Raw genomic sequence first — 16,984 nt, 5'->3', positions numbered from 1 at the left:
CCTTGATCAGCGAAAGCGTACAGCGCCTTGGCCCCTCTGCTGTACGGACGGGCGACACCTGGGCGAAGATGGCCCCATGGCCGACTCCCCCACGCTCCACCCGCTCGCGCACCCGCTGGCCGTCGACGGCGGCCCGACCGGCGTGCTGCTGAGCCACGGCTTCACCGGGTCCCCGGCGTCGATGGCCCCGTGGGGGCGCTACCTCGCCGAGCAGGGCTTCACCGTCCGCGTGCCCCGTCTGCCCGGCCACGGGACGACGTGGCGCGAGATGAACCGGACGCGTTGGGAGGACTGGTACGCCGAGGTGGACCGCGCGCTGTCGGACCTGCGCGCGCGCTGCGAGCACGTCGCCGTCGCCGGGCTGTCGATGGGGGGCGCCCTCGCGCTGCGCCTGGCCGAGCAGCGGCCCGACGACGTGGACGCGGTGGTCCTCGTCAACCCCGCCGTCAACCTGGTCGACCGGCGCCTGGCCGCCCTCCCCGTGCTGCGGCACCTGGTCCCGTCCCTGCCGGGCATCGGCAACGACATCAAGAAGCCGGGCGTCGAGGAGTCCGGGTACGACCGCACGCCGCTGCACGCGCTGTGGTCCCAGACCCGGCTGTGGGCCGACGTCCGGGCCAACCTCCACAAGGTGTCCCAGCCGCTGCTGCTGTTCCGATCGGCCGAGGACCACGTCGTCGACCCGTCGTCGGGTCGCATCATCCTCGCCGGGGTCTCGTCGGCCGTCGCGGTCGAGGTCGTCCTCGCCGACAGCTACCACGTCGCGACGATCGACCACGACGCCGAGCGCATCTGGTCGGAGTCGGCGGACTTCATCACCCGGCACACCGCCGGGACGACGCGGGAGGGTGACCCGGCCCGGTGAGCGGCGCGACCTCCGACGACGAGGAGTTCGAGCGGATCGTCGCCGGCCTCGAGCTCTCGCTCCCCGAGCTGGACACCCCCGCCGAGGCGGACGAGAAGCCCGAGCCCCGCGAAGGCTCCGACTCCCACGACCTCCTGGAGCCGCAGCACGGCGTCTTCCAGCCGCGGTGGTCCGACGCCGTCGCGGGCGAGGACGACGACGACCCGTGGGACGAGGGCGACTTCGTGCCCCCGGTGCCCGAGCCGCTGCCCCCGGGAGACCGGTGGACCCGGCTCGCCTGGGCCGCGCTGATCGGCGGCCCGGTCCTGCTCTTCGCCCTGGCGGTGATCGGCGCGCCCGTGCCGGGGGTGATCCCCGGCGCCGCCGTCGTGGCGTTCGTGGTGGCGCTCGTCGTGCTGCTGGTGCGGCGCGGCGACCACGACCGCGGCGACGACCCCGACCACGGTGCGGTGATCTGAGCCGACGGGCCGGCGTCACGCGACGGTGAACGCCTCGCGGAAGCGCTCCAGGGCGACGTCGGAGTCGCCCGAGGCCCACGCCTCCATCGCCACGACGCCGCCGTAGCCCGCCTCGGCGAGCTCACGGGCGACGTACGACCAGCGGACCTCGCCGGTGCCGGGCTCGCGGCGCCCCGGCACGTCGGCGACCTGCACCTCGCCGACGTACGGCACCGCCCGCCGGACCAGCTCGACGAGGTTCCCCTCGCCGATCTGCGCGTGGTAGAGGTCGAGGTTCATCTTGAGGTGGTCGCTGCCGACCGCGCGGACGAGCGCGAGCGTGTCCGCGGCGCGGCCGAACGGCGTACCAGGGTGGTCGACCTCGGTGTTGAGGTTCTCCAGGACGTACGTCACGCCCTCGCGCTCGGCCAGCGCGGCGACCCGCTCGAGCGTGCGCAGCGCTGCGAGCCACATGTCCCCCGTGACCACCTCGACGGGACGGACCGGGATGCCGCCGTCACCGAGGCCGGTCCCGTGGATGTTGAGCGTCGGGCACCCGATCGCGTGCGCGAACGGGATCGACGCCTCGGCGGTGCGCAGCAGGTCGTCGGCGCCGTCCCTCGTGACGAGGTCGCCGCTCAGGTAGCCGGTCATCGAGGTGAACCGCGCGCCGGTGCCGGCCAGCTGCTCGGCGTCCTTGTCGGTCCAGTCCCAGATCTCGACCGCGAACCCGGCGTCGTGGATGGCCCGAACCCGCTCGAGGTGGGGCAGGTCGAGGTGGACCATCTCGGAGCAGACGGCGAGGGTGAAGCTCACGCCGGGAGTCCTTTGTCGACCTCGACGCGGGCGTCGGCCTGCATCGACGCGATGCACGCCTGCGCGATCGCGAGCGCGGCCCGCGCGTCAGCGCCGGTCACGTACGGCGCCCGGCCCTCCTGCACGGCGGCCACGAACTCGGCGAACTCCGCCGCGTACGCGTCGCCGAGCAGCTCGACGTCGCCGCGCGCGGTCGCCGCCCGCCGGCCGGAGACGTCGTGCAGCCGCATCGACGACGACGCCCCGTCCCCCGCGGTCACCATGCCGGCCGAGCCCAGGACCTCGCCGCGGACGTCATAACCGTACGCCGCCGCGAAGCACGCCTCCGCGGTCGCGATCGCCCCGTTGTCGTAGCGGATCACGACGACCGCAGAGTCGAGCAGGCCCGTCGCCTTGAACTCCGGCGCGACCAGGGCGTCGGCCGTGGCCAGGACGTCGACGGCGCGCGCACCGGGGTTGAGCCAGCCGAGCGTGTCGAAGTCGTGGATCAGCGTCTGCGTGAAGATCGTCCACGGCGGCACGCCACCGGGGTCCGCGGGGCCGTCGCCCGGATCACGGGTGAGCGACCGGAGCATGCGTACGCTGCCGATCGCGCCGTCGGCGATCGCGTCGTGGGCCGCCCGGAAGTCGCGGGCGAAGCGCCGGTTGAAGCCGACCTGGAAGGCGACCCCGGCTGCCGCCGTCGCGGCGATCCCCGCGTCGATCTCGGCGAGGGTCATGCCCGCCGGCTTCTCGCAGAACACGTGCTTGCCCGCCTCGGCGGCCGCGACCACCAGCGCCGCGTGCGCCGTGGACGACGCGGCGACGACGACCGCGTCCACGTCGTCGGCCCCGATCACCGCCTCCGCCGAGGTCTCCCCGCGGGCGCCGAGCGGCTCGGCCAGCGCCGCGGCGACGCCGGGCCGTGGGTCGGCGACGGCGACGAGCGTGGCCCCGTGGACCCGGCGCGCGAGCGTCTCGGCGTGGGCGGCACCGATGCGACCCGCACCCACCAGCCCGACGCGCAGCGCGGTCACCGGCCCGCTCCCGGCGCGTAGAGCTCAGGACGCGGGGCGGACCCGACCGCCTGGCGTACGCCGCTGGTGAGCGCGGCGACGCCGGCCTCCGCGACGACGTTCGCGCGGTAGCCGTCCCATGTCGTCGGTCCGTCGACCCCGCCGGCCAGCGCCGCCCGCACCCACGCGCCGAGCTCGGCCCGGTACGCGTCGGCGAAGTGCACCACGAAGTCCCGCGCGACCGCCACGCCCTCGACGCCGGCGACGCGCGTGCTGACCGCGGCCGTGGGCGCCAGCGCCGCGGTGCCGGTCGTGCCGACGACCTCGCAGCGCACGTCGTACCCGTAGCCCGCGTTGACGAACACCTCCACCGTGGCGAGCGCTCCCCCGGCCATCTCCAGCGTCGCGAGCTGCGGGTCCGGCAGGCCGTCGCGCACCGGCGACTCGACCCGGATGCCGACCACCTCGTCGTCGAGGAGCCACGCGACCGTGTCGAGCTCGTGGATCATCGAGCCGGTGACGATGCCGGGACCGGTCGCGCTGGTGGTGCTGGACGCGTTGCGGTGCACGTTGTGGACGACGCGTGCCTCGCCGAGGACGCCGGACGCCAGGGTCTCCTTGAGCCGGACGTAGCCGGGGTCGTACCGGCGCATGAAGCCGACCTGGACCAGCCGGCGTCCCGCGGCCACCTCGGCCTCGACGACCCGCAACGCGTCCTGCGCCGTGACGGCGAGCGGCTTCTCGCAGAGGGCGGGCTTGCCGGCTTCGATGCACGCCACGGCGAGGTCGGCGTGCGTCACGTCGGGCGAGGCGATGACGACGGCGTCGACCTCGTCGGAGCCGATCAGGTCCTCGGCCGACGGTGCCACCTCGCCTCCCGCCTGCTCGGCCACCTGCTTGGCCCGCTCGGTGTCGCGGTCGTAGACCCGGGTCACCGTCGCGCCCGGCACCGCCGTCGTGAGGGTACGGACGTGGTCGGCGCCCATCGCGCCCGCGCCGACGACGCCGACGCGCAGCGGCGCCCTCACAGCGTCACCCACCGACGCTCGGCGAGCGACGTCCGCATCGCGTCGACCGTCTCCGCGGCGACGACCGCGTCGTGGATCGTCGCTCCGTGCGGCTTGCCCGCGGCGACCGAGCGCACGAACCGCTCGGCCTCGATGACCTTGAGGTCGTCGTACCCCATCGCGATGCCCCCTCCGGGCTGGAACGCGCCGAGCTCACCGTCGCCCGGCCTCACGAACCAGGTCGCGTACGAGGCGTCCTGGTAGTCCTGGTCGAGGCAGACCCGCAGCTCGCCCATCCGGCGGAAGTCCCAGGCGAGTGCGCCCTTCGTGCCGTGGACCTCGATGCCGTACGTGCACTGCTCGCCCACCGACGCGCGGCTGGACGTGAGCGTCCCGCGCGCACCGCCGGCGAAGCGGAGCAGCGCCGCGACGTAGTCCTCGTTCTCGACCTCGACGAGCGGCCCCTCCCCGCCGCGCGAGAAGTGCGACGCCGCCCCGAGGGCGGGCGGCCGCTGCGGGATGAAGCGGGCGTCGTCGACCACCAGCTCGGCGATGTCGCCCGCGACGAACCGGGCCAGGTCGGTGGCGTGGCTGACGAGGTCGCCGAGCACGCCGGAGCCGGCGTACGCGTTCTGGAACCGCCAGGTCAGCGCGCCCTGCGGGTGCGCGGCGTAGTCGGAGACGAACCGGACGTCGACGTGGGTCAGCGTGCCGATCCGCCCGGACTCGACGAGCGCCTTCGCCCGCTCGACGGCGGGGGCGTTGCGGTAGTTGAACCCGACGGCCGACTGCACTCCTGCCGCGTCCACGGCCACCGCGACGGCTCGGGTCTCGGCGGAGCTGCGCCCGGCGGGCTTCTCGATCCAGAGGTGCTTGCCGGCCTCGGCGACGGCCGTCCCGACCTCGGCGTGGATGTGGTTCGGTCCGGTCACCGACACGGCGTCGACGTCGTCGCGCTCGAGGACGGAGCGCCAGTCGGCCGTGGTGCTCGCGAACCCGTACGCCGCGGCCGCGCGCGCGAGCCGGTCGTCGTCGGCGGTGTCCGCGACCGCGACCAGCCGAGGACGCAGGGGTGCGTCCGGGTAGTGGTGGAGCAGGCGGGAGTAGGCCCGGGCGTGCGCCTGGCCCATCCACCCGAACCCGACCACCGCCACACCGAGGTCGTGGGTCATGCGCGGGTCCGTCCCTCGGGCTCGGCGGACGAGTCGATCGCCGCCTCGACCTCGGCCGCGTCGGCGACGAGCTCCTGGGCGATCGCGGAGTCCTCCCCGAGGTCGCGGCTCAGCTCGTGGCTCAGCGCCTCCAGCTCCGCCCCGCCGGCCATCATCGCGGTCAGCTCGTCGAGCGTCATCTCCGACTTCGGGAAGTCGCCCATGCTGCGCCCGCGGCGGAGCAGCACGAAGCGGTCGCCGACCGGGTACGCGTGGTGCGGGTTGTGCGTGATGAACACGACGCCGAGGCCGCGCTCGCGTGCCTTCGCGATGTACTTGAGCACGACTCCGGACTGCTTCACGCCGAGGGCGGCGGTGGGCTCGTCGAGGATCAGCACCCGCGCGCCGAAGTAGACCGCTCGCGCGATCGCGACGCACTGCCGCTCACCGCCCGAGAGCGTCCCGATGGGCTGGTCGACGTCGCGCAGGTCGATGCCCATGTCGGCGAGCTCCTTCTTGGTCGTGCGCTTCATGAAGTCGATGTCGAGCCGCCGCAGCGGTCCGACCCCCTTCGTCGGCTCCGACCCCAGGAAGAAGTTGCGCCACACCGGCATCAGCGGCACCACCGCGAGGTCCTGGTAGACCGTCGCGATGCCGAGGTTCAGCGCGGCACGCGGGCTGGAGAACTGGCGCGCGATGCCGTCGACGAGCATCGTCCCCTCGGTGTGCTCGTGCGCCCCGGCGAGGATCTTGATGAACGTCGACTTGCCGGCGCCGTTGTCGCCGAGGACGCAGGTCACCTCGCCGGCGTTCACGGTGGTCGAGACGTCGCTCAGCGCGATGATGTTGCCGTAGCGCTTGCCGATGTCACGGACCTCGATGATCGCGGTCCCGGGAGGGGGCGGCGCGCTCGTGCTCACGGCGCCGGCCTCCTGGTCCTTGCTCGCCCTGCTCATCGTGCGTTCTCCGCCCTCTTGCGAACCCAGTTGTTGATCAGGCAGGCCCCGAGGAGCATCACGCCCAGGACCGCCTTGAGCCAGTTGCTGTCCCACCCGGAGTACGGGATGCCCTGGTTGACCATGCCGTAGATCAGGGCACCCAGGGCGGCGCCGATCGCGGACCCGTACCCGCCGGTGAGCAGGCACCCGCCGACCACCGCGCAGATGATGTAGATGAACTCCTGCCCGATGCCGGTGTTGCTCTGCACGGTCGAGGTGCGGAACAGCACGAGCATCCCGACCAGCCACCCCGCGAGGGCTGTGGTCATGAAGAGCCCGATCTTGGTGCGGAAGACGGGGACGCCGACCTGGCGCGAGGCCGGCTGCGCACCCCCGACCGCGAAGATCCAGTTGCCCGCTCGGGTGCGCATCAGCACCCACGAGGCGATGACCGTGACGGCGATCCACCAGAGCACCGACACGTGGATCGTGGCCCCGCCCACGGAGAAGGTCGAGCCGAAGATCGCGTGCGGCTGGTCGTAGTAGGGGACGTTGGACATCCCCTGGATCGCGACCTGGCCGATGATCAGCTTGACCAGCGCGAGGTCGATGCCCTGGAGCACGAAGAACGTGCCGAGGGTGACGATGAAGCTCGGCAGCCCCGTCTTCATCACCATGACGCCGTTGAGGGCGCCTACCGCCAGCGCGAGCACGAGCGCGACCAGGATCGCGACCCAGATGTTGAGCCCCCAGTGCGTGGTGAGCACGCCGACCGTGAGCCCGGTGAAGCCGGTCATGACACCGGCCGAGAGGTCGAACTCACCGCCGATCATCAGCAGCGCGACGGCGACCGCCATGATGCCGATCGTCGACGACGTCTGGAGCCAGGTGCTGGCCCCGGCCGGCGTCGCGAACGTGTCGGTCGTCAGGGCGAAGAAGAGGAACACCACGAGCGCGGCGATCAGGGCACCGATCTCGGGGCGCTTGAGGAGCCGCGCCACCGGCCCGGTCGTGGCGAGCCGTTCGTCGGGTTGTGCGGTTGCTGTTGCCATGTCCTTCTCCTGTCACGGTGCCTGCGGGGGCGGTGGGCCCCGGTCCCCCGGCCGGGACCCCACCAGGCGCGTCAGCGCGTACCGTTCTTCGCGAACTCGAGCACGTCGTCGGCGTTGTCCTGCGTGACGAACGCAGGCCCCGAATTGACCGGCTGGCCGCCGCCGACGTCGTTGCCGTTGATGTCCTTCAGGTAGAGCGTCGTCACGCCGAGGTAGCCCTGGACGTACGGCTGCTGGTCGACGGCGAACAGGATCTTGCCGTCCTGGATGTTGGTGATGACGTCCTCGGAGAGGTCGAAGGTCGCGATCTTCGCGCGGCTCCCGGCCTGCTCGACCGCCCCCACCGCGTCGATCGCGTACTGGCCGCCGAGCGTCAGCACGCCGTCGATCGAGGAGTCGGCCTGCAGCTTGGACGTGATGCTCGCCTGGACCGCGGCGTCGTCGGTGCCGTCGACCTGCAGGTTCTCGACCTTGCCGCCGAGGGTCTCGCTGACGGCCTTGCAGCGCTCCTCGAGGCCGACGTTGCCCGCCTCCTGGATCACGCAGATCACGTTGGAGAGGCCCTCGTCCTTGAGCCGCTGCCCGACGGCCTGGCCCGCGATCGTCTCGCTCTGCCCGACGTGGGTGATCGCCCCGAACTCCTGGAAGCGGTCGACGCCGGAGTTGATCGTCACCACGGGGATGCCGGCGGCGACGGCGGCCTTGATGCTCGTCTCGAGCCCGTCAGGGTTGGCCATCGAGACCACGATGCCGTCGACCTTGTCCGCGACCGCGCCGTCGATCTTCTGCGACTGGCCGGCAGGGTCCGGGTCGCTCTCGTACTGGATGGAGACCCCGTAGTCGTCGCCGGCCTGCTCGGCGCCGGACTTGACCCGGTCCCAGAACGCGTCACCGGCGCTGGAGTGCGTGATGACGGCGTACGTGAAGTCCTCCTTGTTGGAGGACGCGCCGTCGTCGTCCTGGCCGGTCCCGCTGCACGCGGTCAGCAGCAGGGCCGAGGCTGCGACGACCCCGAAGAGTCTGATCTTGTTCATGGCAGGCGATCTCCTTGGTTGGGGTTGGGCCCGAGATGGTGACGCTGGGTCTGCTTGTGCTGCTCGTACGTCGCGCGCGCCTCGCGGGTCGAGTCGAGCGTCGACACCTCCGCGACGGGCACGTCCCACCAGGCGGGGCTGTCCGGCGCCGGGACGAGCGGGTCGGTCTCGACGTGGATCACCGTCGTCCGGTCCGAGGCCTTCGCGCTGCGCAGCGCAGCCCGGAGGTCGTCGAGGCTCTTGGCGGAGATCACGTCGGCGCCGAACGACGCGGCGTTCGCGGCGAGGTCGACGGGGAGGCGCTCGCCGTCGATGCCCGACGGCGTCCGGTAACGGTAGCGGGTGCCGAACCGCTGCGAGCCGAGGGACTCCGACAGCGCACCGATCGACGCGAAGCCGTGGTTCTGGACGAGCACGACGATGATCTTGACACCCTCGGCGACCGCCGTCACGAGCTCGCTGCTCATCATCAGGTACGACCCGTCGCCGACCATCACGACGACGTCCCGCGGGTCGTCGGTGTCGTCGGCCGCCAGCTTCACGCCGAGGCCGCCCGCGATCTCGTATCCCATGCAGGAGTAGCCGTACTCCACGTGGTAGCCCTTGCGGTCGCGCGTGCGCCACAGCTTGTGCAGGTCGCCCGGCATCGACCCCGCCGCGCACACCACCACGTCGCGCGGGCCGGTGCCCTCGTTCACCGCACCGATCACGGCCGACTGCGCGAGCAGCGGCTCGTGCTCCACGCTGTACGCCGCCTCGACGACCGCGTCCCAGGCGCGGGCGCGCTCGGTCGCGTCGGCCGTGTGCTCGGCGGGTGCGCGCCAGCCCGCGAGCGCGCCGGTGAGCGCCTCAAGGCCGGTGCGGGCGTCCGCGACCAGCGGGAGGCCCGCCTGCTTGTACGCGTCGACGGCGGCGACGTTGAGGTTGACGAACCGGACGTCGGGGTGGGCGAACACGGTGCGCGACGCGGTCGTGAAGTCGCTCCAGCGCGTCCCGACCCCGACGACGACGTCGGCCTCGTTCGCGAGCGCGTCGGCCGCCGTCGTACCGGTCGCCCCGATCGCGCCGACGGCCTGCGGGTGGTCGTACGGGAGCGAGCCCTTGCCTGCCTGCGTCTCCGCCACCGGGATGCCGGTCGCCTCCGCGAACGCGCGCAGCGCGTCGTCGGCGCCGGCGTAGATGACTCCGCCACCCGCGACCACCAGCGGCCGCCTCGCCGACCGGATCAGCGCCGCGGCCTGCTCCACCAGGCTCGGCTCGGGCAGCGGCCGAGCGACGTGCCAGACGCGCCGCGCGAACAGCGCGTCGGGCCAGTCGTACGCCTCGGCCTGCACGTCCTGCGGCAGGCAGAGCGTGACGGCACCGGTGTCGGCAGGGTCGGTGAGCACCCGCATCGCGGCGAGGAGCGCGGACGGGAGCTGATCGGGCCGCTCGACGCGGTCCCAGTAGCGCGAGACCGGGCGGAAGGCGTCGTTGACCGACACGGCGGCGCTGGCCGGGTCCTCGAGCTCCTGGAGCACGGGGTTCGCGACGCGCGTGGCGAACACGTCGCCGGGGAGCAGCAGCACCGGCAGCCGGTTGATCGTGGCGAGCGCCGCCCCGGTGACCATGTTGGTGGCGCCGGGGCCGATCGACGCGGTGACCGCGAAGGCCGCCATCCGGTCGCGCTGCCGCGCGTACGCCACGCTGGCGTGGACCATCGCCTGCTCGTTGCGCCCCTGGAGGTAGCGCAGGTGCGACGGGTCGCCGGACCGCTCCCGCTCGAGCAGCGCCTCGCCGATGCCGGCGACGTTGCCGTGACCGAAGATGCCCCAGCAGCCGGCGAAGAACGCGGACTCCTGGCCGTCGCGCTCGACGTGCTGCGCCTCGAGGAAGCGTACGGTCGCCTGCGCGACGGTCAGCCGGGTCGTGCTCGGGTTCGTGCTCATCGGGGTCCTCCCATCGGGAGCCGGGGATCGACGGCTTGCGTCGCCCAGGTGTCGCGCACCCAGGCGTGCTGCGGGTCGTCGCTGATCAGCCACGCCCGCTCGTCGCCCGGCCCCGCCATCACGTTGAGGTAGTAGAGGTCGTAGCCGGGGGCGGCCATCGACGGACCGTGCCACCCGTGCGGGATGAGGACGACGTCGCCGGAGCGCACCTCGGCGAGCTCGTCGATCGCGGCACCGTCGTGGCCGTACACCCGCTGGTAGCCGATGCCCGGCCCGTTCGGACCGTCGGCCACCTCGAAGTAGTAGATCTCCTCCAGCTCGCTCTCGCCGTCGCGCTGCTCGTCGTGCTTGTGGGGCGGGTACGACGACCAGTTGCCGGCCGGCGTGAGCACCTCGCAGACGATCAGGCGGTCGGCCTCGAACGTGCCGGGGAGGCAGAGGTTGTGGACCTGGCGGCTCGCGCTGCCGGCTCCCCGCAGCTCGACCGGCACGTCGGAGGCCGGCACGTGGCGGAACGGGAGCGTACGGTCGCAGCGCGCGGACGCGAGCGCGAACCGGCCGCCGTCGTCGCTGACGAGCGTGAGGTCCGACCCGCGCGGCACGTACACGAAGTCGCTCGGGCCTGCGAACACGTCCGGTCGGCCGGCCACCACGAGCTCGTCGTCGCCGCAGCGCACGCGACACGAGCCGGAGAGGGCGAGCACCAGCACCTCGGCGTCCCCGGTCGCGGCGGCGTACGACTCCCCCGCCGCGAGCCGGACGACCCGCAGGCCGCTGAAGCCCCACCCGGCGCTCTCGGGCGTCACGTCGAGCGCGATGGTCCCCTCCGGGGCACTGCGGAGCACGTGGCGGCTCATCGGGCGATCATCTCCACCGTCGCGTCCACGGCCGCCTCGACGTCGCCGTCGGGTGGGTAGAGCAGGGAACGGCCGACGACCATCCCCCGCACGTTCGGGCTGGTCAGCGCCTTCGACCAGGCGGCGAACTGCGCGCCCTGGTCGGACGACACCTCGCCGCCGAGCAGGACCACCGGCAGCGTGGTGGCGGCGAGGACCGCCTCCATGTCGTCGACCACCGGGAGCTTGAGCCAGGTGCGAGCCGACGTCCCTCCCAGCCCTGCGGCCACGGTCGCCGAGCGGACCACGGCCTCGGTCGAGAGGTCGTTGCGCACGCGGCCGCGCTCGTCGCGGTGGGAGATGAACGGCTCGACCATCGCGGCGAGGCCGTGGGCGGCGAGCTCGTCGACCGCTCGTGCGCAGGCCTGCATCGTCCGCACCGTAGCGGGGTCCTCAGGGTCGATGCGCATCAGCATCTTGCCGCCCTGCAGGCCCGCCCGGTCGATCGCCGCCGCGTCGTACCCGGTGAAGCGGTCGTCGATCTCGAAGGCGGTGCCGGCGAGGCCGCCACGGTTCATCGAGCCGAAGACCACCTTGCCCTCCAGCGCGCCCATGAGCAGGAGGTCGTCGACGAGGTCCGCCGTGCCGAGGAAGCCGTCGACGCCGGGCCGCTCCAGCGCCCGCACGATCCGGTCGAGGAGCCGCGCCCGATCGCCCATCGCCAGCGGCGCGTCCCCCGCCCGCAGCGCGCCTCGCGCCGGGTGGTCCGCCGCGACGAGGAGGAGCCGCCCGGTCTGGCCGGTGAGTCCGTCGGGCCTGCGACGGTCGCCGGCCAGACGCGCGATGCGCTCCGGGTCCCGGACACGTGCGTCGAGGAGCTCCGCGACCGTCGACCCCGTCACGCGCGTGCTCATGCCGCACCGCCGAGCATCGCGGTGACCTGATCGACGTCGGGCATCGCGTCGGCGCAGGCGAGCTGGCCGGCGACGTACGCCCCGGCGGCGTTGGCGAAGGTGAGCGTCCGCCGCAGGTCCCAGCCCTCGAGCAGCCCGTGGCACAGCGCACCTCCGAACGCGTCTCCGGCGCCGAGACCGTTGACCACCTCGACCGGCACCGGCGGCACCGTCACGTGCGTGCGGCCGTCGGACCCCAGCACGCCGGCCGGGCCCTGCTTGACGACCGCCAGGTCGACCCCGGCGTCGCGCAGCGCCTTCGCCGCCGCCTCGGGGTCAGACTCCCCGACCGCGACCTGGCACTCCTCACGGTTGCCGACGGCGACGGTCACGTACGGCAGCGCGCGGGCGACCTGCGCGGAAGCGGCCTCGGCCGACTCCCAGAACATCGGGCGGTAGTCCAGGTCGAGCACCGTGACGCCACGCCCGCCGCGCGCCTCGAGCGCGGCCAGCGTCGCCTCGCGGCTCGGCTCCTCCGACAGTCCCGTCACGGTGACCCAGAAAACCTCCGCCGCACGCACGGCGTCGAGGTCGAGCTCGTCGGCGCGGATCTGCAGGTCGGGAGCCGTCGGGAGGCGGTAGAAGTACAGCGGGAAGTCGTCCGGCGGGAAGATCTCGCAGAAGGTGACCGGCGTCGGGAGGCCGGCGACCGCGGTCACGAACCGGTCGTCGACGCCGAACCCGCCGAGCGCACGGTGGACGAAGCGGCCGAACGGGTCCTCGCCGGTGCGGGTGATCACCGCCGAGCGGTGCCCCAGCCGCGACGCCGCCACGGCGACGTTGGTCGCACTCCCGCCCAGGAACTTGCCGAACGAGGTCACGTCGTCGAGAGGCACCCCGACCTGCTCCGGGTAGATGTCGACACCGACCCGGCCCATCGTCAGCACCTCGAAGGGTGTCGTCGAGCTCGGCGTCACGCGGTGATCCCCTCGAGGTAGGCCAGGCTCGCGCGCACGTCGCTCAGCGGACCCTCGCCCTCCGGCTCGTGGTCGAGCATCACGTCCTGCTCCAGGACGTACCACCCGTCGTACCCGTGCCCCTCCAGGAGCCCGACGAGCCCGGCGACGTCGACGTCTCCCTGGCCGAGCGGACGGAACAGGCCCGCGCGAACGGCGTCGCTGAACGTGACCCGGCCCTCATGGACGTCGGTCGCGAGCCGCGCGTCGACGTCCTTCAGGTGGACGTGGGCGACCCGGTCGGTGTGCGCCTTCGTCAGCAGCACCGGATCGACACCGGCCGCCATCAGGTGGCCCGTGTCGACGCACAGCGCGACGCGCGAGCGCTCGAGCACGGTCTCGACCTCGTCGCCGTTCTCGACCATGGTCCCGACATGGGGGTGGAGGACGGCGAGCAGGCCCCGCGCCTGGGCACGGTCGTGGAGGGCGTCGAGGTTCGCGCAGAGCGTCGTCCACTGCTCCTCGCTCAGCTCGGGACGCGCGTCGTACCCGTTGACGCCGGTCGCGGCGGCGAGGACGACGACCCCGGCGCCCGCGGCGACGCACGCGTCGGCGAACGCGTCGAACACCGGCGCGGGGTCGGTCACCTCGTCGTGGAGGACGACCGGCAGGAACCCTCCGACCGCCTGGAGCCCGTGCTCGCGCAGCACCGCCGCCTTGGCCGTGGGCTCGTCGGGCAGCCACCCCTCGGGCCCGAACTCCGTGGCCGCGAGGCCCAGCTGTCGCATCTCGTCGAGCACCCGCTCCCTCGCCATCTGGAGTCCCCAGCCCTCGACCTCGCACACGCCCCACGAGATGGGAGCTCCGGCGATCCGGCCACGCACCATGTCCACCCTGCCTTCGTCGCTGCTCACTCCTGACCTCGTCAGTGTGGCCGCGCTCACAGAGGCATGTCAACACTTTGTCAGGACATATAGACGTTTAGATGTCCTATGCCCCTATAGTTCACCCATGGGTGGAGGGCCACAGATCTCGCTGGACCGGTCGAGCCCGGTCCCGCTGTACTTCCAGATCGCCGAGCAGCTGGAGGGTGCGATCCTCAGCGGCGCGCTCGCGCCGGGGGACAAGATCGACAACGAGCTCGCCCTCGCCGACCGCCTCGGTCTCTCCCGCCCGACCGTCCGCCAGGCGATCCAGGTGCTGGTCGACAAGGGCATGGTGGTGCGCAAACGAGGGGTCGGCACGCAGGTGGTGCACGGCAAGGTCCGGCGCTCGGTCGAGCTGACCAGCCTGTACGACGACCTGGCCGCCGCAGGCCAGGACCCGCGTACGGAGGTGCTCGGCCTCCGCCGGGTCGAGGCCGGCGAGGAGGTCGCGCGCGAGCTGCAGCTCGAGCCGGGCGCGCCCGTGTGGTCGCTCGAGCGGGTGCGCTACATCGGCGACGAGCCGCTCGCCCTCATGCACAACCTGCTCCCGGCGCCGCTGCTCGACCTCGGCGCGATCGACCTCACCGACGTCGGCCTCTATGCCGCGATGCGGAACGCGGGGATCTGGATGCGCGTCGCCAAGCAGCGGATCGGCGCCCGGCGGGCCGACGCACGCGAGGCGCGGCTCCTCGCCGAACGCAAGGGCGCTCCCCTCCTGACCATGCAGCGGACCGCGTACGACGACGCCGGACGCGCCGTCGAGTACGGCGAGCACGCGTACCGGCCGGACCTCTACGCCTTCGAGCTCACGCTCGTCGACCGCTGAGGCGCACCAGCGAGCCCTCCGCACGAGGGCGGCGCCGGCGACCCCGGCGCGCCCGCCGACGGACGGTACGCGCCATGTCGGCCGCGCCGATCATGCCCGCGTCGTTGCCGAGGTGGGCGCGCACGATCAGCGCCTCGGGACGGAAGCCACGACCCGTCAACGTGTGCCGGAAGGCGTCGCGCGCCGGCTCCAGCAGCAGCTGGTCGGCGTCCGAGACACCTCCCCCGACGACGAAGAGACCGGGGTCGAAGGCCGCCGCGAGGTTCGCGATGCCCACCCCGAGCCACGAGCCGACGTCGTGCAGCGAGCGGATCGCGTCCTCGTCGCCCTCGCGCGCCAGCTCCGACACGACGATGCCGTTGACCCGCTCGACGTCGCCGTCGACGCGCTCGAGGAGGCGCTTGCCGTAGTCCTCGCCACGGTCCACCGCCCCGCGGGCGTCGCGGATGAGCGCGTTGCCGCTCGCGTACTGCTCCAGGCAGCCGCGGTTGCCGCACTCGCACGCACGCCCGTCGGGCACCACGATCATGTGCCCGAACTCGCCGGCGATGCCGAACCGGCCGCGGTGCGGACGTCCGTCGATGACGAGCGACCCGCCGATGCCCGTGCCGAGCGTCAGGCAGATCATGTCCTCCTCGTTCTGCGCCGCGCCGAAGCGCCACTCCGCCCACGCCGCGGCGTTGGCGTCGTTGTCGACGAGGACGGACAGGCCGGTACGCCGGCGTACCGCGTCGCGCAGCGGCTCGTGCCGCCACGCGAGGTGCGGAGAGAAGAGGACCGTCGACTGCGTCGCGTCGACGAAGCCGGCGGCGCCGATGCCGACCGACGTGACGTGGTGGTGGCGGCGCAGCGTCGCGACGATGTCCGCGATCGCGTCGAGGACGGCCGTCGGGCTCGTCGTCGGTGTGTCGCGGCTCAGCCGTTCGAGCACGTGGCCGTCGAGGTCGACTACCCCGGCCTTGACGCGGGTGCCGCCGATGTCGATGCCGATCGAGAGACGCTCAGCCATCCAGGCTCCCCGTCACCGTGCCCGGGCGAGGTCTGCGGCCCCGATCATCCCGGCGTCGTTGCCCAGGCTCGCCGGCCGGATCGCCGCCTGTGGCCGGTAGACCGGCGCCGACAACGAGCGGACGAACGCCGCGTGCGCGGGCTCGAGCAGCAGCGCGCCCGCCTTGGCGACGCCGCCGCCGACGGCGACCACGCTCGGGTCGATGACCGCGGCCAGCGACGCGATGCCCTCGCCGAGCCACCGCCCCACGTCCGCGATCAGCTCGATCGCCAGCGGGTCGCCCTTCTGCGCCTGCTCGGTCACCATCTGACCGGTGATCCGCGAGACGTCACCGTCGACGAGCGCCGCCAGCGGCTGCGCCTGCTCCATCTGCGCGCTGATCCGGTCGCGCGTCTCGCGCACGAGCGCGCGGCCGGAGGCGTACTGCTCCCAGCAGCCGTACTGGCCGCACCCGCAGCGGATCCCCGCGGGGACCATGCGCAGGTGCCCGATCTCCCCGGCGACGCCGAACGCCCCGCGGTCGAGCCGCCCACCCTGGATGATGCCGCCGCCGATGCCGGTGCCGACGGTCACGAGGAGCATGTCGTCGACGTCCGCGCCGGCGCCGAACCGGAACTCGCCCCACGCGGCCGCGTTGGCGTCGTTCTCGATCACGACAGGAAGGTCGACGAGGTCCTCGAGGCGGTCCGCGAGCGGCTCGTCGACCCACTTGATGTTGGGCGCGAAGAGGACGGTGCGTCGCGCGGCATCGACGAATCCCGCTGCGCCGACGCCGACGGCCTCGACGTCGTGGTCGCGCTTGAGCGCGTTGACCGAGCGGGCGACGGCGTCACCGATGAGGGTCGGATCGGTCGCCGGCGTCTTGAGCCGGTCCTGGACGACGATGGTGCCGTCCTCGTCGACGACAGCGACGGCGATCTTGGTCCCGCCGATGTCGACCCCGACCGTCACTCCCATGACTCGTCCTCCACGTCGATGTCCTGTCCTGCGTCGGCCGTCTGTCCGGGCTCGCCCTGCGGACGAGACTGCGCCCACGCGTCCACCACACCACGCGCGGCGAGCGTGAGCGAGGTCAGCGCCGACGCCAGGTGCTCGGCGACCTCGGGTCGCGCGTGCCGCACCACGGCGATCATCTGGCACAAGGGACAGTAGTCGCACGCCTCGGGCCGGTGCGCGTCAGCCGTCCCGTCGTCGGCGCCGTGAGCGCCCTCGGATGCCTGCTGCGCGAGCACGCGCGCCAGCTTGAGGGCCTCTTGCGCGAGGGTGCCGACGTGGTCACCGCCGGTCTGTGCGGTCATGCCTCTCCTCGAGCGGG

Annotated in this window: 18 protein-coding genes; 3 read left to right on the top strand and 15 right to left on the bottom strand. The window is 73.0% G+C overall.

Annotated elements, in window-relative coordinates; all coding sequences use genetic code 11:
- Window positions 1-76 precede the first annotated feature (76 nt).
- Both ACQSSQ_RS07770 and ACQSSQ_RS07765 read left to right on the top strand, forming a co-directional pair.
- Window positions 77-865, top strand: a complete 789-nt coding sequence (locus ACQSSQ_RS07770; RefSeq protein ID WP_431326457.1) for an alpha/beta hydrolase — start codon at window positions 77-79, stop codon at window positions 863-865.
- A complete protein-coding gene (locus ACQSSQ_RS07765; RefSeq protein WP_431326456.1) occupies window positions 862-1,323 on the top strand; it encodes a hypothetical protein in 462 nt (153 codons plus the stop codon). The genes ACQSSQ_RS07770 and ACQSSQ_RS07765 overlap by 4 nt, the downstream gene beginning before the upstream one ends.
- A 15-nt stretch (window positions 1,324-1,338) precedes the next feature.
- Here the strand turns inward: ACQSSQ_RS07765 and ACQSSQ_RS07760 are convergent, their stop codons facing one another.
- The 12 genes from ACQSSQ_RS07760 to ACQSSQ_RS07705 all read right to left on the bottom strand — a co-directional run bounded on the left by ACQSSQ_RS07760 (window position 1,339) and on the right by ACQSSQ_RS07705 (window position 13,795).
- On the bottom strand, window positions 1,339-2,118 hold the full coding sequence (locus ACQSSQ_RS07760; RefSeq protein ID WP_431326455.1) for a TIM barrel protein: 780 nt from the start codon (window positions 2,116-2,118) through the stop codon (window positions 1,339-1,341).
- Window positions 2,115-3,134, bottom strand: a complete 1,020-nt coding sequence (locus ACQSSQ_RS07755) for a Gfo/Idh/MocA family oxidoreductase (protein ID WP_431326454.1) — start codon at window positions 3,132-3,134, stop codon at window positions 2,115-2,117. Before ACQSSQ_RS07755 ends, ACQSSQ_RS07760 begins: the two co-directional genes overlap by 4 nt.
- Entirely contained in the window at window positions 3,131-4,141 is a 1,011-nt protein-coding gene (locus ACQSSQ_RS07750; protein ID WP_431326453.1) for a Gfo/Idh/MocA family oxidoreductase, read from the bottom strand. The genes ACQSSQ_RS07755 and ACQSSQ_RS07750 overlap by 4 nt, the downstream gene beginning before the upstream one ends.
- Complete coding sequence (locus ACQSSQ_RS07745) at window positions 4,138-5,292, bottom strand: Gfo/Idh/MocA family protein (RefSeq protein WP_431326452.1); 1,155 nt, start codon at window positions 5,290-5,292, stop codon at window positions 4,138-4,140. The genes ACQSSQ_RS07750 and ACQSSQ_RS07745 overlap by 4 nt, the downstream gene beginning before the upstream one ends.
- Window positions 5,289-6,227 (bottom strand): ATP-binding cassette domain-containing protein, encoded by a 939-nt coding sequence (locus ACQSSQ_RS07740; RefSeq protein WP_431326451.1) that lies wholly within the window; start codon window positions 6,225-6,227, stop codon window positions 5,289-5,291. The genes ACQSSQ_RS07745 and ACQSSQ_RS07740 overlap by 4 nt, the downstream gene beginning before the upstream one ends.
- A complete protein-coding gene (locus ACQSSQ_RS07735; protein ID WP_431326450.1) occupies window positions 6,224-7,261 on the bottom strand; it encodes an ABC transporter permease in 1,038 nt (345 codons plus the stop codon). The genes ACQSSQ_RS07740 and ACQSSQ_RS07735 overlap by 4 nt, the downstream gene beginning before the upstream one ends.
- Before the next feature lie 71 nt (window positions 7,262-7,332).
- Complete coding sequence (locus ACQSSQ_RS07730) at window positions 7,333-8,295, bottom strand: sugar ABC transporter substrate-binding protein (RefSeq protein WP_431326449.1); 963 nt, start codon at window positions 8,293-8,295, stop codon at window positions 7,333-7,335.
- Entirely contained in the window at window positions 8,292-10,223 is a 1,932-nt protein-coding gene (gene iolD, locus ACQSSQ_RS07725) for a 3D-(3,5/4)-trihydroxycyclohexane-1,2-dione acylhydrolase (decyclizing) (protein WP_431326448.1), read from the bottom strand. The genes ACQSSQ_RS07730 and iolD overlap by 4 nt, the downstream gene beginning before the upstream one ends.
- Window positions 10,220-11,080 (bottom strand): 5-deoxy-glucuronate isomerase, encoded by an 861-nt coding sequence (iolB, locus tag ACQSSQ_RS07720; RefSeq protein WP_431326447.1) that lies wholly within the window; start codon window positions 11,078-11,080, stop codon window positions 10,220-10,222. Before iolB ends, iolD begins: the two co-directional genes overlap by 4 nt.
- Window positions 11,077-11,973 carry a Cgl0159 family (beta/alpha)8-fold protein gene (locus tag ACQSSQ_RS07715; protein ID WP_431326446.1) on the bottom strand — a complete coding sequence of 299 codons (897 nt, stop codon included), beginning with the start codon at window positions 11,971-11,973 and terminating at the stop codon, window positions 11,077-11,079. Before ACQSSQ_RS07715 ends, iolB begins: the two co-directional genes overlap by 4 nt.
- On the bottom strand, window positions 11,970-12,929 hold the full coding sequence (gene iolC / locus ACQSSQ_RS07710; RefSeq protein WP_431326445.1) for a 5-dehydro-2-deoxygluconokinase: 960 nt from the start codon (window positions 12,927-12,929) through the stop codon (window positions 11,970-11,972). The genes ACQSSQ_RS07715 and iolC overlap by 4 nt, the downstream gene beginning before the upstream one ends.
- Window positions 12,926-13,795, bottom strand: coding sequence for a TIM barrel protein (locus ACQSSQ_RS07705; protein WP_431326787.1), 870 nt, complete (start codon window positions 13,793-13,795; stop codon window positions 12,926-12,928). Before ACQSSQ_RS07705 ends, iolC begins: the two co-directional genes overlap by 4 nt.
- Before the next feature lie 124 nt (window positions 13,796-13,919).
- Between ACQSSQ_RS07705 and ACQSSQ_RS07700 the strand changes: the two genes are divergently transcribed.
- The gene (locus tag ACQSSQ_RS07700) at window positions 13,920-14,660 is read left to right on the top strand and encodes a GntR family transcriptional regulator (protein WP_431326444.1); all 741 of its coding nucleotides are present in this window, start codon (window positions 13,920-13,922) and stop codon (window positions 14,658-14,660) included.
- Here the strand turns inward: ACQSSQ_RS07700 and ACQSSQ_RS07695 are convergent.
- From ACQSSQ_RS07695 to ACQSSQ_RS07685, 3 genes are read right to left on the bottom strand one after another with little or no spacing between them, the layout of a single operon-like run.
- Entirely contained in the window at window positions 14,641-15,669 is a 1,029-nt protein-coding gene (locus tag ACQSSQ_RS07695) for an ROK family glucokinase (RefSeq protein WP_431326443.1), read from the bottom strand. The two genes, ACQSSQ_RS07700 and ACQSSQ_RS07695, sit on opposite strands and share 20 nt — an antisense overlap.
- A 12-nt stretch (window positions 15,670-15,681) precedes the next feature.
- Window positions 15,682-16,626: an ROK family glucokinase gene (locus tag ACQSSQ_RS07690; protein ID WP_431326442.1), complete on the bottom strand. Its 945-nt coding sequence runs from the start codon at window positions 16,624-16,626 to the stop codon at window positions 15,682-15,684.
- A complete protein-coding gene (locus ACQSSQ_RS07685; protein ID WP_431326441.1) occupies window positions 16,617-16,967 on the bottom strand; it encodes a hypothetical protein in 351 nt (116 codons plus the stop codon). The genes ACQSSQ_RS07690 and ACQSSQ_RS07685 overlap by 10 nt, the downstream gene beginning before the upstream one ends.
- Window positions 16,968-16,984: the final 17 nt, after the last annotated feature.

Origin of the sequence: Mumia spirodelae (genome assembly GCF_050632745.1) — a bacterium.
Lineage (GTDB): Bacteria > Actinomycetota > Actinomycetes > Propionibacteriales > Nocardioidaceae > Mumia.
Note: the sequence above shows the minus strand (reverse complement) of the source record. Positions and strands in the feature narration are given on the sequence as shown.

Excerpts from the sequence above, each read along its gene's own strand:
- iolD (WP_431326448.1), bottom strand. The coding sequence starts at position 10,223 with ATGAGCACGAACCCGAGCACGACCCGGCTGACCGTCGCGCAGGCGACC.
- ACQSSQ_RS07770 (WP_431326457.1), top strand. The coding sequence starts at position 77 with ATGGCCGACTCCCCCACGCTCCACCCGCTCGCGCACCCGCTGGCCGTC.
- ACQSSQ_RS07715 (WP_431326446.1), bottom strand. The coding sequence starts at position 11,973 with ATGAGCACGCGCGTGACGGGGTCGACGGTCGCGGAGCTCCTCGACGCA.
- ACQSSQ_RS07685 (WP_431326441.1), bottom strand. The coding sequence starts at position 16,967 with ATGACCGCACAGACCGGCGGTGACCACGTCGGCACCCTCGCGCAAGAG.
- ACQSSQ_RS07745 (WP_431326452.1), bottom strand. The coding sequence starts at position 5,292 with ATGACCCACGACCTCGGTGTGGCGGTGGTCGGGTTCGGGTGGATGGGC.
- ACQSSQ_RS07730 (WP_431326449.1), bottom strand. The coding sequence starts at position 8,295 with ATGAACAAGATCAGACTCTTCGGGGTCGTCGCAGCCTCGGCCCTGCTG.
- ACQSSQ_RS07700 (WP_431326444.1), top strand. The coding sequence starts at position 13,920 with ATGGGTGGAGGGCCACAGATCTCGCTGGACCGGTCGAGCCCGGTCCCG.
- ACQSSQ_RS07695 (WP_431326443.1), bottom strand. The coding sequence starts at position 15,669 with ATGGCTGAGCGTCTCTCGATCGGCATCGACATCGGCGGCACCCGCGTC.
- ACQSSQ_RS07735 (WP_431326450.1), bottom strand. The coding sequence starts at position 7,261 with ATGGCAACAGCAACCGCACAACCCGACGAACGGCTCGCCACGACCGGG.
- ACQSSQ_RS07690 (WP_431326442.1), bottom strand. The coding sequence starts at position 16,626 with ATGGGAGTGACGGTCGGGGTCGACATCGGCGGGACCAAGATCGCCGTC.
- iolB (WP_431326447.1), bottom strand. The coding sequence starts at position 11,080 with ATGAGCCGCCACGTGCTCCGCAGTGCCCCGGAGGGGACCATCGCGCTC.
- ACQSSQ_RS07740 (WP_431326451.1), bottom strand. The coding sequence starts at position 6,227 with ATGAGCAGGGCGAGCAAGGACCAGGAGGCCGGCGCCGTGAGCACGAGC.
- ACQSSQ_RS07705 (WP_431326787.1), bottom strand. The coding sequence starts at position 13,795 with ATGGTGCGTGGCCGGATCGCCGGAGCTCCCATCTCGTGGGGCGTGTGC.